Annotated in this window: 9 protein-coding genes; 5 read left to right on the top strand and 4 right to left on the bottom strand. The window is 39.4% G+C overall.

What is annotated here, in order from left to right; genetic code table 11:
- Positions 1-83: 83 nt before the first annotated feature.
- The 3 genes from SHI21_RS18855 to SHI21_RS18845 all read left to right on the top strand — a co-directional run bounded on the left by SHI21_RS18855 (position 84) and on the right by SHI21_RS18845 (position 3,913).
- Positions 84-1,502, top strand: coding sequence for a S8 family serine peptidase (locus SHI21_RS18855; protein ID WP_323578641.1), 1,419 nt, complete (start codon positions 84-86; stop codon positions 1,500-1,502).
- A gap of 178 nt (positions 1,503-1,680) precedes the next feature.
- Positions 1,681-3,078, top strand: coding sequence for a S8 family serine peptidase (locus tag SHI21_RS18850; RefSeq protein ID WP_323578639.1), 1,398 nt, complete (start codon positions 1,681-1,683; stop codon positions 3,076-3,078).
- Between the two features lie 136 nt (positions 3,079-3,214).
- A complete protein-coding gene (locus SHI21_RS18845; RefSeq protein WP_323578638.1) occupies positions 3,215-3,913 on the top strand; it encodes a hypothetical protein in 699 nt (232 codons plus the stop codon).
- A 24-nt stretch (positions 3,914-3,937) separates the two neighbouring features.
- On the opposite strand, the gene SHI21_RS18840 is transcribed toward SHI21_RS18845, so the two are convergent.
- The 4 genes from SHI21_RS18840 to SHI21_RS18825 are packed head-to-tail and all read right to left on the bottom strand — an operon-like array spanning position 3,938 to position 10,737.
- The gene (locus SHI21_RS18840) at positions 3,938-6,640 is read right to left on the bottom strand and encodes a phosphoenolpyruvate synthase (RefSeq protein ID WP_323578636.1); all 2,703 of its coding nucleotides are present in this window, start codon (positions 6,638-6,640) and stop codon (positions 3,938-3,940) included.
- Between the two features lie 10 nt (positions 6,641-6,650).
- On the bottom strand, positions 6,651-7,550 hold the full coding sequence (locus tag SHI21_RS18835) for a UbiA family prenyltransferase (protein ID WP_323578634.1): 900 nt from the start codon (positions 7,548-7,550) through the stop codon (positions 6,651-6,653).
- A gap of 2 nt (positions 7,551-7,552) precedes the next feature.
- Positions 7,553-9,976: an AMP-binding protein gene (locus SHI21_RS18830; RefSeq protein WP_323578633.1), complete on the bottom strand. Its 2,424-nt coding sequence runs from the start codon at positions 9,974-9,976 to the stop codon at positions 7,553-7,555.
- Complete coding sequence (locus tag SHI21_RS18825; protein WP_323578632.1) at positions 9,973-10,737, bottom strand: formyltransferase family protein; 765 nt, start codon at positions 10,735-10,737, stop codon at positions 9,973-9,975. The genes SHI21_RS18830 and SHI21_RS18825 overlap by 4 nt, the downstream gene beginning before the upstream one ends.
- 125 nt (positions 10,738-10,862) lie before the next feature.
- On the opposite strand from SHI21_RS18825, the gene SHI21_RS18820 reads away from it, so the two are divergent.
- Positions 10,863-11,828 carry a diacylglycerol/lipid kinase family protein gene (locus SHI21_RS18820; protein WP_323578630.1) on the top strand — a complete coding sequence of 322 codons (966 nt, stop codon included), beginning with the start codon at positions 10,863-10,865 and terminating at the stop codon, positions 11,826-11,828.
- Positions 11,829-11,830: 2 nt separating this feature from the next.
- A complete protein-coding gene (locus tag SHI21_RS18815) occupies positions 11,831-12,838 on the top strand; it encodes an SDR family oxidoreductase (protein WP_323578629.1) in 1,008 nt (335 codons plus the stop codon).
- Positions 12,839-12,860 lie beyond the last annotated feature (22 nt).

The following is a 12,860-nucleotide window of genomic DNA, read 5'->3' as shown; positions in this document are numbered from 1 at the left end:
GGAATAATGGATGTTTGGTGATAGTTTGCGCAGAATTGTGATCCGATGGTCACTAAGTCTTACATCTGCAATGGAGCATTTTGATGAAAAAATTAATCACTCTGGCAACACTTCTACAGTTGGGAACAGCGAGCGCGTCTGTTGTTGCTATCATGGACTCAGGTACTGATATCAATCATAAAGACCTAGCTCCAAAAGCATGGACAAACAAAAATGAAGTAGTTGGTTCTAAAACAGATCTAGACGGAAGTGGTTTACCTGGTGACGTTCACGGTTGGGATTTTACAACAAATTCTGGAAACGTGTTTGACGGTAAATACAATAACCTTTTAACTCCTGACGTTTTAAAGTTTTACGTTCTTTACGCAAAATACGAAACAAAGACGATTACACAAGCTGAATTCGAATGGCTTAAAGCTACGACTCAAGACAAAGTTCTTATGAACAAAGTTAACTTCGTTGGTGGATACGCTCACGGGACTCACGTTGGTGGAGTTGCTGCTCTTAATAACTCTAAAGCAGAAATCATGTCGCTTAAGATTCTTCCAACTGTTTACCAGGAACTTGCTCCAGCTGCACCAGCAGATAAAGCAAATGGTAAAGAACCAGTTCAACTTGAACTTGATTTCGGTGACGGTAACGTGAACGTTGCTCCGGCAATGTCAGTAGAAGACTTCAAGAAAGCAATCATTGGTGAAGCGACTCAACAAATTCAAAAAATGGTTCCAATGCACGGATACCTAAAATTTCACAAAGTAGATGTTGTTAACCAATCTTTCGGGATCGGATTTACAGCAGCAGTAGATTTTATTTCTGCAGCTTTCATCGAAGAAGTGAAGAGAGAGCCAACACAAAAAGAATTAACTGATCTGGTTGTTGCATACTTCGGAACTCTACTTAAAGTAGGGCCACAAATGTTTGCTGCTGCTCCAGATACATTATTCATCATTGCTGCTGGTAACGATGCTTCTAACAATGACCAATTTCCAGATTACCCATCATCTATTCAAGCTCCAAACAAGATCGTAGTTGCTGCGACTCTTGGATACTCTGAGATTGCTGACTTCTCTAACTTCGGAGCAACGAGAGTAGACGTAGCAGCTCCAGGTGTTGCTATCCAGTCAACTGCTCCAGCTAACAACTATGTTTTCATGAGTGGAACAAGCCAGGCAGCTCCATTTGTTACAAATGCAATTGCTCAAGCTAAAGACATCAACCCTGCTTTATCGGCCAGCGATTTAAAATCAATCATCCTTAAAACTGTAGACGTAAAAGCATGGTTAAAAGGAAAGGTTTCAACTTCAGGTATCGTTAACAAGGCCCGCGTAAACAGAGCAGCTGAACTTTCGAAAACTATGAACGTTGAAGTAGCTATTCAAAAAGCAAAAGCTGAGATTGCAGACGTAGTAGTTCCAAAAACATTTGCTAAGCGTCTTCCGGGAATGGATTTAAAATTCAGACCACTTCGTCCAAGCTTACTTGTTAAATTACCATCACTTTAGATCACAATCGTATATTCGATAGTAAAAAGGCGCTCTGCAAAGAGCGCCTTTTTTTTGCCTAAAATAAATCTGTCATTTCTTAGTAAGAAGTTTTTTGAATAAAAAGACTGGCCCCCTCGTTTTAAACGGGATCATAATGTGGCAGTCTTTTTAAACCACCTGTAACTAGGAGAGTGAGATGATGAAGTCTCAATTTTTAGGTCTTGGATTATTATTAGCAGTAAACGTAGCAAGTGCAGCAAACATCGCTATCGTTGACTCTGGAAACGATTTTGAACATAAGGATCTTAAAGCGAAAGCTTGGATCAACCCAACTGAGATCGCGGGTAATGACCGTGACGAAGATAAAAACGGATACCCTGACGATATCAATGGATGGAACTTTGCTGATAGCAATAACGTTCTTATCGATTACTCATACGCTTGGTCAGATACACCAGACGTGAGAAAGTTTTTCGACATCCAGTTAAAGTCTTTCCTTGGAACTCTGACTGCTGAAGACAGAGCATGGGCAAACGCTAAACTTAAAGAAGAAAAATTCATCAAAGACATCACTGTTTTTGGAAACTACATGCACGGGACTCACGTAACTGGGATCGCTGCAAGAATGTCGAATGAAGCAAAGATGATCGGTGTTAAGTTAATTCCTACTGAAGTAAAACTTCCAGGAAAAGAGTCTGCTGATCTAACAATTACAACTGGTGATAAATCAGAAGCTGTTGGAACAAACGATAAAGGATTAAAAGAAACGTTAATTAAAAAAGCTCTTGAAGCTCTAGCAAAACAACAAGCAACGACTTTTGGTGAAATCGGAAGATACATCAACGGTTCTAAAGCTGCTGTTATGAACGGATCTTTCGGGACTTCATACGATGCTATCTCGGGAGTGATCTCTCAAATTTACAAATCGATCTTCAAAAAAGATCCAACAGCAGAAGAATTAAAAACTTATGTTGATCATTACTTTGTGACTGCTGTTGAACAAACGAAAGCATTCACAAGTTCTGCTCCCAACACACTTTTCATCTTTGCTGCTGGTAACGATGGATCAAACAACGACATTAAACCAACAACTCCAACAAACGTTGTAGCTGAAAACAAAATCTCAGTTGCGGCAACTCTTGGTGACCAAGCTCTTGCAACTTTTTCTAACTACGGTGTGAAGAATGTTGAAGTAGCAGCTCCTGGTGTAGGAATTCTTTCGACTTCTCCAAAAGACACTTATATCCACGTATCTGGAACGAGCCAAGCTGCTCCATACGTAGCTGGTGTTGCTGGTGCAGTTAAAGATGCTAACCCGAAACTAGACTTCCGTGGAATCAAGAAAATCATTCTTGAAACTGTAGACGTTAAAGAATGGTTAAAAGGAAAAGTAACAACTTCAGGTCTAGTGAACCCAACTCGTGCAGTAAGAGCTGCTGAGCTTTCTCGTTCAATGGATTTAGGAGCTGCTATTGCTCAATCTAAAGTTGATGTTCTTCCAAAATCAGACAACGAAAAAGCAATGGGAAGACAATATTTCCAAGTAGAGAAGTCACTAATCATGCCTCTACCAAGCACTATCATTGTTAAATAATCTTAATATACCTAGATAAAATAAATTGGGCCTCCTTCGGGAGGCCCTTTTAATTTGTACAACTTGTATTCAAATCTGCACTCATTAATCAATTCTATCTTTGTAAACTTGCTTCATTGGTTTAATTTAAACTTCAATGACGACAGCAAATACCAAAAACTATTACGAGAGTATCGATAACTTTCGCTGCAATGAATATGAGTTTAAAAAGACCGCAATGGAATTTTGTGAGGCCCTGAAAGTTGTAGGGATTCATACATTACCATTTCATTCCAGCTACGATTTGCATTTTTCAAAACGCTCAAAAAAAGACCAGAAAAAAATTCTTGCTTACCTTGATATCAGTCTCTCTGTTTTAAATGAATGTATCATGTCTGGTGAAGATGCATTTGATAACAGAGTTTTATTATGGCGGGTTTTTAAGAAAATTGGCGGAGCACCTCAGGACGATCTGTTTGATAAAATAGGTGACGACGATTTAGTGGAAATTTACTTTCCTGATCACACACCACTTTTTAGAAATTTAAAATTCTACCGCGAATTTTCCTACACAGTTGACGAGGCCTTATGTCAGACCTGGTATCAATTCTGTCGCAGAGATTTAGTCGTCACTCTTAAGACGATGAGATTTGCTCTCAATTTTATGAAGGATAGCAGACATACAAAGGCCTGGACGATTCCTCCTCATTACGTTGATGAGAGAGGAACTGCGATGGAGTACAGGGCCTTGATGATTCAAAAATATCTTTCAGGGATTCATAGTGGCGGAGAGTTGAAGGCCATCATTAGCACCAGCGACGTGACCATCGTTGGTGCTAAAAGAAAGCTTTTCTAGGCGGTACTGGGTAATCCTCGAGGATTACTCATCAAGAATATCAATAATCCCGGTCTCACCGTTAATTCTGATTCTCATTCCCGATTTTAATTTTTTTGTCAGACCTTTAATCCCAACAATCGTCGGAAGTCCCATTTCACGGGCCACGATGGCCGAGTGAGACAGAAGTCCACCGCGCTCGACTAATAAGGCCGACAGTGAAGGGTAAAGTGGAATCCAGCCTGGATCTGTCCTCTCTGTGACCAGGATTTCCCCATTTAACGTCATATCGTCGTTTGAATCAATAATGACCTTCACGATTCCTTCAATGACTCCTGGAGAGCATGGGATACCTCTCATTTGATTTGGAAGTAGTGTCGACTCATCGAAAACAACTTCCTCTTCTTTTGGCATGTGTTGGTTGTTCCAATACACAGGGCCGCGAGTAGCAAAACGAGAAGCAGGTTCTGCGTCTTTATACAGGTCGTATTCGGCCTTTCTTACATTGATGACTAAACGAAGATTTTGAATCGTATTGGTTCCTTCAAGAGCTCCTTTTAATTCCTCAAGAGACAAGAAGAAGATATCTTCTTTTTTGTCGATGATATTGCTCTTTGTGAAGTCTTCACCGATCGCATAGAACATAGCGCGGACCACACCATAGATGCGCGTTCTGCAAAATCTTGTGTTCTCGCGGTTCATAACGGCTTTGCGTGCATGCTTAAGCGACCATTTGTAGATAATTTTTTTATACCCAGAGATATTTTTATCTAAAAGTGCTTCAGCATTTTCTCTGATTTCTTTTTCACGTTTTTCATACTCGTGAAGATCTACTTGTCCGCAGTTGATTAAGTTTTTCAGGAAAACGAAAAAGAGACCAGGCTCCTGGTGTAAATCTTTTTGCTCCAACTTCATTTCACTCATACAACGGAAACCATACTTATCAATGTACTCTAAAACCATATGGTAGAATTCTTGAAAAGGGGATTGGTTGATGGCCTCAAGACACATATCGTTTGGTGTCGTCAGAATGAGCTCTTTTAATTCCGGTTTTCTGGAAACATAACCAGACATCACGATTAAACGTTTTGTTGGCTCTGCCGATTCAAGATTTCCATTTCCGGCAAGCAGGTCATTGTGGAACGAATCACCTAAATGACTTAACCATTTAGAAGTTAGTTTATTAAAAATCCCGTAGTGGATCATACATAAAAAGTCGTTGATGATGGGTGCATGCCACTGCCATAACATTTCACGTTCCAGGGCCTGGTAGTGTTCATAAACTTTGTCGGCCGAAAGACGGTGGTATTCAATCTTTCTGAACTTGTTATACACGATATGGAAATTTGTTAAGAAGTCATCGACAACATTTTGAATGTTTAAGTGGAAATAGAAAAACTTCATTCCCGTCACGAATGAACGAACTTTTGCTCCAGCACCATTATGGAATTCAGGTGGCTTCACTCGTTCTGCAATTTCTTCCTGCAGGGCCTCGTTAGTTCCCATCATCGTTTCCATGAAGGCACGATTGTATTTGTACCCTGGAAGAATCGACGTTAATTTATACCAGTTTAAAAGGTTGTAATAAACGCGGCCGTAAAAAAGACCTAACATGTTTTTTAAGAAGTAATCCATTTCTTTAATGCGCGACTGTGGCACTAAAAGGATTTCACAAAACTGCACGTAAACCTGGTGGTAAACGTAATGAGCAAAACCGTAAGTTAATGGCATCGTTAATCCACCATAACTTTCTACGATATTTGAGTTATCCCATAAGTATAAAATCCCGCGGCTGTTTTCAATTCCAGTTGTCACCGGACGAGACTGAAGAATGAAGAGTTCACCATCTTTGATGGCCCACTCAACGTCTTGTGGTCTTCCGTAAAAGTTTTCAATCTTGTTGGCGATTTCAAAAAGAGCTTTTAAATCGTGATGACTGATTGATTCAGCATTTTGTTCATTTAAATGCACTTCGACTTCAAGACACTTTTGCTCTTTTGCATCTCTAATAAGTTTTTTCGTTTTTTCAACAATGTTTTTTTCAATCACTGTTCCGTCTTTTTTATTCAAGACGTAAGTGTCCGCATCGAGAAGACCAGACACTAAACCTTCACCAACACCATAAACTGAGTTGATAAAGATCTGATCGTTTTTACCGTTGATCGGATTACATGTGAAAAAGACCCCACTGATATCCGGGTCAATCATCTCTTGCAGGATAACAGAAACTTTGATGTTCAGTGTATCAAGCTTATTGATTGTTCTGTAGTGAAGTGAGCGCTCAGAGTAAGCAGAGGCCCAGCATTCTTTAATCGACTTAACAGTGTTATCAAGGTCGGCAATGTAGAGATAACTGCTCAACTGGCCGGCAAATGAGTGCAGAGCACTGTCTTCATCGTGGGCACTTGATCTCACCGAGATTAAATCTTTTTCTAAGGCCTCATAGGCCTTGGCAATCTCTTCAAAAACCGGCAGAGGCATGTTGGTTTCAACAATCTTAGCTCTGATTCTGTCAGCGATTTGAACCATCGAGAGCGTACTATCAACCAGGATCGCCTGAAGTTCAGCATCAATCCCGCTTTGAGTTTTAAATTCCTCAAAGAAGTTTGGTGGCAACGTTATATACTTTGGAACTTTGATTCCATTGGTACTTAAAAGATAAAGATTGTGTCCTTTACCGCCCGACTCTTTTTTAGCAAAGTGGTGGGTACTTTCATTGGTGATTGTGTACAACTTACTGTGTTTCATTTTTTGCCTTTTAAGCTTTTAGGTATGAGAAAATTAATATTAAGTAAAAAACGATAATATAAACTGAACTAAATAATCTGAAGCGTTTTGCTGTTTTTGAACTGTCTGCAAAAATGTAGTGCAGAGATAAAACGGCCAGTAAAACAAGTAACGATCCTAAACCCCAAAATAAAATAGTGGTATTAGAACCAGTTAAAGTTGTGGCCAGGTAGTAGGTAATAACAGCTTGAGACGCCACTAACACCACGGCACCAGTGCGGCCAAAGAGCGATGAGTAAGTATCGACACTTTGTCTTTCTTCAGAGCTGGCAAAAGTCTTTCTTCCGAATTCAAAAATGTTAAACAGCAGCCAGTTGGCCATGGCAAAAGAAAGAAATGACGGAGTCATGATGATTTGAATGATTGTTAATTTCGTTAAGAAACTAAAAATGGCAAAACTTAAAAGTGTGGTCACGATCGTATGAATGAGAGCGTACGTCGTTAAGTAGGGTCTGATTTTTTCAGCGATAAAAAACTCTTTATACATCAGTAGAGAATAAAGAATCGCGATCACGATACTGATAAAACTCTCGAGGCCCATTAAAGAAAAACAAACCAATTCAATCGCGATACAAATCGCCATTCCTCGGTACATGTCTTTATGGTTTAAAAGCCCGCGAGGAAGTGGTCTGGTTTTATTGATCACGACATCGAGTTCATAGTCTTTGACTTCGTCGTATAAACGAAGTTTAAAATAAAAGGCGATGACACCAATAAGCAACACCAGATAGTTCATAGATGAGGCCACGAGGGGCACCGTCGCTTTTGCTACCAGAATGTGAGCGATGATAAAAACCAGAATCATAGTTAAATGACTAGCTGGCTCGAATCTTTCTTTGGTGAACTGCCACCAGGCCTGTTGTTTTGTCATTATTAAGCTTTCCCTAATATTTTTTTCTTCAGGACTTCATACTCAACCTTACTATGGTGGCGTGGGTCCATCGGAATGTCATCAACATGCAGGATTTCATCAACGATAAATTGATTTTTTTCCATAACGCGCTTAATTTCTTTTTTTGCTTCTTCAATGTTTAGATTTTTATCTTCACTTGAAAAAACTGCGTAGGTTTTTTCGTTAAGAGTTGGATCAGCAATTCCTAAGAAGGCCGCTCTGTGAACGAACGGGAATTTCTTTAAGATGATTTCCGCGCGGACAGGGAAGAAGTATTGCCCTTTTCTGTTAATAGCGTTGTGAACGCGACCAACAATCCAAAGATTATTGTGCTTGTCTAGTTTTCCAAGGTCTCCGGTTCTGTGCCATACTATACCTTTTTCATCGCGGATTTTTGCACGGAAGAAGGCCTCTTCGTTATTGAAGTAGCGCTCGCACACGTGTTCACCTGCAACGATTAACTCTCCGACCTCTCCAGGTTTAACTTCTAATTTATCCCAATCAGAACTTGCTTTGACATAAACAGCGTCTTTTTCAATATGAATAAATTTATATTGAAGACCACTATCAAGCGCTCCAACGTTAACACCTGCTTCAACGATTTCAGGATCCACGTCCTGAGTTTCGGCCAGCATTTCTACCGCTTCAATATGGGCCATTGGTTCAACTTCAGTTGATCCATAAAGAACAAGGATTTCAGCGTTTTTAGCGACACTCTTCATTCTTGCGACGTCATCTCTCGAAATAGGCGCTCCACCTGTTACAATGCGCTTTAAGAAGTCCAGGCGAAGGTTTTTTTCGATACAGAATGTCGCCAGGTGATTAAACAGTGAAGGTGATAATGTCGTGCACGTGACACCTGCTGATTTCATCTGAACGAATAAAACAAGTGCGTCTGTCGGTTGTGGTTGACCTACATCGATTGCTGGAATGATTGTTTCAACTCCGGCCGCAAGGTTGTTTAATGAGAAAATAGGGAACACTGGTAAATCTTTATCGCCATCAGCGTATGGAAGGTGGCGGTTTAAAGCGTAATGTTGAGCAGCTAAGAAACGATGGCTTCTGTCGGCACCTTTTGGTGTCCCGCTTGATCCAGTGGTAAAAGTAATAAGAGCAGGATGCTCTTTTTCAACCGGAAGATCACTTGCTGGAGTTTTACCTTGAAGTAAAACTTCTAAGCGAGCTGTGTATTTAATTTCCGATGTCACTTCACCGGCAACAATCTTAATGGGAATTTGTGCGATCTCTGGAACGTCAGCAAGGTAAGTAAAAGCACGATCAGCACTAATCATTGCTGTTGGATTGGCAACCTTGGCACTGACACCCATCTGGTCACGTCTTGCCCATGAATCAAGGAAAGTTGGAATCGCTCCCATCTTTTGAAGGGCAAACATCGCGGCATACATATAAAGAGACATTGGTAAAAATAGAATAACTCTGTCACCAGACTTGATGCCCTGGTTTTTAAACTCAGTTGCAAGAACGGCAACTAAATGATCAAGCTCGGCCACTTTAACTGACTGGTGAGGCAGTGGCGTATTAATATCGCCGTTCCAGTTTTTGATATCAGCAGGGTTAACCCACGTTAAAATATTTCTCGTTGGAAATTTTTCTTTGTGATCTCTCAGGAAGCTTGCCACGTTATTGTTGGCATCGGCCCCATCGAAATAACCAAATTTTTTATTTTTTTTATCACTACCGTTTGATTGACCCATAAATTTCCCCATGGATTCTTCAATTAAACCGGCAAGCTCTTTTGTGTGAGTCCACAATAGGGCGTGTCCACCGTCTTGAAGTAATTTGATATTAATATTTTTAAAAGTAAGTAATGGATTGAATTGGCGCTCGCGGTTGATCCCTTTATAACAAGTCTGATCACCTTCACCCATAATGACGACAACTGGAACGTTGTTGTCTCTTAGAGTTTCTAGCATTTTATAAACTTCAGAGTGTGAAATATCTTTTTCTAAAAGCGACATCGCCAAACGTTCGGCGTTGTAATACTCAAGCGAGTCTTTGATGTAATGATCAGGGGCCTGTTTCGGGTGAGAGCTTTCTTTTACCATCTTCTCAATGCTTTTTTTCGCCAGCATGGGAAGAGCGACATTTCTAAAAAGATCACTTAAAAGTAACGCCTTCATTAGTGCGCCAGGTTTTTTCGCTGGAAACATATAGGGAGCAACGAGAATAACAAGTTTTGTCGTTTTGTTTTGCACAGCTTGTTTAATCGCTTCGACACAACCAAATGAATAACCCAGTTGAATATCAGCGGCTTCAATTTCTTTTGTACTAGTTGCAAGAACACGATCGTAATCGATGATCTCTATATCTTTTAATTGGTTTTTTAGATGTGCGAAGTCCGATCCCTTTCCAGGTGAGCCGTGGTGAACAATCATTTTCGTCATAGTTCTATGCCTTTTTGTAACAACTTCCTGATATCTAAAAATTTAGGATTTTTAGTGTAAACAGGATTAAGTGAAATATTGTCTGCCTGTATCGGTAGGTTATAATTTTTTTTGATAGTTAAAATGGTTTTTGCCATCTCTATTCCTTCGATTCTTGAGCTTTCTTTTATAAGTGTGGCAAAATTCGATCGAAGTGGGTTTCCCAGGACGCTGGTTTGGACTGTTCTAATGATAGCGCCGTTGTCTATTTTTTTATCCATTACGTGAATGGTGAACCCGGTAGGACGGTCTTCCTTCAAGGCCCATAGGTCGCACATGGTTCCACGGTAATCGGGAAGCAGACCGTGATGAATATTGATGGCCGCAATCTTGGGAAGTTTTAGTGTTTTATTTTTATAAATAAAGCGCGTGCGTGCATTGATTAAAAGATCAGTCTCATGAGTCCTAATAAATTCTCTGAACTCCGGTGTATTGGGGTTTTCAAAGTAATGGGTTTTAATTTTAAACTTATCAGTTAATTCTTTGCGGTCTTTGAAAGCGGCCTTTAAAGTATTTTTCATCAAGTGAAAGCCGATGTGCCTGGCCCCCATAAGAGCGAGAGCAAGACCCTTGGCCGTTAAGGCCGGTGAGTTGTTCTTTAGGATCACAAGCTCAAGAGAGAGTTCATTTTCAGAGGACAATTCACTAAACAAACCCTCCAGAAACAGGTTGTAATTTTCAGGGACAAAAGTAACTTCGCTAGTAACTACCAGTATTTTCATATGACTCCAAAAAATCAGTTGTTTATAGTTTAGCCATGTAATGTATTTTTTTCAAAGGCAATCGGTTTAATCCGTGGGCAAGTTAAGATAGGGGGTAACTAATATTAAAACGCCCGAGGAATCTTATGCAGAACATATCGGTCTATCTGAACCAGAAAGCTTCGAATGGAAGTCGTGATTGGCAAGGAATGATTAATAATGCTCTTTTCAGAAGCCAAATCGAGTACCCCATTTCAAATTCTATTGAAGAGCTTCACGAAAACCTGGATCGCGATCTGGAAAATAAGGTCGATGCTATTTTATCAGTTGGTGGAGACGGGACAGTTCATTCTATTATCCAAAAACTTGCCGGCACAGGAGTTGGTCTTTTGGTTGTTCCTGGTGGGACAGCAAACGATTTTGCTCGTGTAATTGGATCAAGCGGTAACATCAAAAAAATTACGCAAACTCTTAGACAAAATACCAGAAAAAAGATCGACTTGATTAACATCAACGGAACTTTCATGGCCACAAACGGTGGTTTAGGTTTTGCTGCTGAAGTGGCAAACGAAATTAATGAATTAAGAAAAGCTTATCCGAACTTCAAAAAGTTTATGAAGTTTTCAGGAAAGAATATCTACTCACTTTTCATTGCTAAAAAAATGTTAAAGAGAGAGATTACAAGTTATAAATTTAAAATTGCTTCAAAAGAATATAATGAAGTTGTAGTGGCACCACTTATTCTGATTAATAATCAGCCAATGCTTGCCGGAAGTTTTGAAGTAGCACCTAATACTAATCATCAGGATGGAACTTTTAATATCATGATTCTAAAGCATGAAAACCGTCTGGAGTTGATTAACTGTTTACTGAATATCTTAAATGGAAATTTCCCTCATGATGATAAGAACTTAATCACGTTTGAAACTGAAGAAGCAAAAATTGATTTGCTTGATGGTGCAGACCAATTATCATTCTTTGGTGACGGAGAAATTTTTAATGCAGCTAAGAGCTGGAATGTAAAATGTCTTCCAGGTGCTTTAACTGTTTTTTCTCCAAAGGATCAGACTGACCTATCTAACTTTAGTGGTCAGATGGTGAGTCTTACATAACTATGAATATCTTAATTACAGGTGCGACAGGATTTTTAGGTGGGTATCTCATTCGTGAGTTAGCTGCTCAATATGAAAATATCTATGTGGTGTCCCGCAAAGAACAACTTTCAAAATTTACTGAATTCCCCAACGTAAAATGCATCAAAGGTGATATCACAAGTTTGGATGTTATTTCACTGGAAGGATCTGAGAAAATAAAATTATTGGATTCAATTGATGTCGTCTTACATGCGGCAGCTTTATATGATTTAAGTGCAAGTTACTCGGACTGCTTCCTGCAAAATGTTGTGGGAACTCAAAATATGCTTCACCTGTTAAAAGGGATGAAAAACTTAAAAGCATTCTATTATGTTTCAACGATCGCCGTTGGCGATCCTGAGGTGTATTTCCTGGATGAAAATCAACTTCCAAAGAGAAATAATTTTGGAGATAGTTATTCAGAGACAAAATACTTAGCAGAACAAGTGGTAAGAGATAACGTGAACGAGCGCTTTGTTACTCGTATCATCAGGCCAGGAATCATTATTGGTGATTCTGTGACACTTGAAATGGAAAAGATCGATGGCCCTTATTATTTCTTAGAGGCCTTCAAAAAATACTCTCATTTATTAAAATACACTCCGATTGTTCCATTAAGCTTTAACCCACGCTCAAAGCTTCCGATCATTCCGGTAGACCATTGTGCTCATTTTATTAAACTCCTGATCGAAAGAGACAACCATAAAGTGAATCTTAAAACTTACCATCTGGTAAGTTCTGAAATTCCAACTCTTATGGAATTCCTGCGCGACCTGAATAAAAAATTCGGAGTTAAGACCCATTATTTTCCGGTAAAAGAAAACCGTATTCACAATTCACTACTAAAACTCTTAGGTATTCCCGAAGAAGTTTTACCATTTATGTTTTCACGAATTTCATACGATAAGACCAGTACTTTAGAGGATTTGCCTGAGATCAATGAGAGTACGTACAGTACTTTCAAAAGTATTCTATTTGGCAAATCATAATCTATTAAACTGATTATTGAGT

Source organism: Bacteriovorax sp. PP10, from assembly GCF_035013165.1.
Classification (GTDB): Bacteria; Bdellovibrionota; Bacteriovoracia; order Bacteriovoracales; family Bacteriovoracaceae; genus Bacteriovorax; species Bacteriovorax antarcticus.
This window is presented reverse-complemented; position numbering and strand designations above follow the sequence as displayed.

Excerpts from the sequence above, each read along its gene's own strand:
- SHI21_RS18820 (WP_323578630.1), top strand. The coding sequence starts at position 10,863 with ATGCAGAACATATCGGTCTATCTGAACCAGAAAGCTTCGAATGGAAGT.
- SHI21_RS18835 (WP_323578634.1), bottom strand. The coding sequence starts at position 7,550 with ATGACAAAACAACAGGCCTGGTGGCAGTTCACCAAAGAAAGATTCGAG.
- SHI21_RS18830 (WP_323578633.1), bottom strand. The coding sequence starts at position 9,976 with ATGACGAAAATGATTGTTCACCACGGCTCACCTGGAAAGGGATCGGAC.
- SHI21_RS18855 (WP_323578641.1), top strand. The coding sequence starts at position 84 with ATGAAAAAATTAATCACTCTGGCAACACTTCTACAGTTGGGAACAGCG.
- SHI21_RS18850 (WP_323578639.1), top strand. The coding sequence starts at position 1,681 with ATGATGAAGTCTCAATTTTTAGGTCTTGGATTATTATTAGCAGTAAAC.
- SHI21_RS18815 (WP_323578629.1), top strand. The coding sequence starts at position 11,831 with ATGAATATCTTAATTACAGGTGCGACAGGATTTTTAGGTGGGTATCTC.
- SHI21_RS18845 (WP_323578638.1), top strand. The coding sequence starts at position 3,215 with ATGACGACAGCAAATACCAAAAACTATTACGAGAGTATCGATAACTTT.
- SHI21_RS18840 (WP_323578636.1), bottom strand. The coding sequence starts at position 6,640 with ATGAAACACAGTAAGTTGTACACAATCACCAATGAAAGTACCCACCAC.
- SHI21_RS18825 (WP_323578632.1), bottom strand. The coding sequence starts at position 10,737 with ATGAAAATACTGGTAGTTACTAGCGAAGTTACTTTTGTCCCTGAAAAT.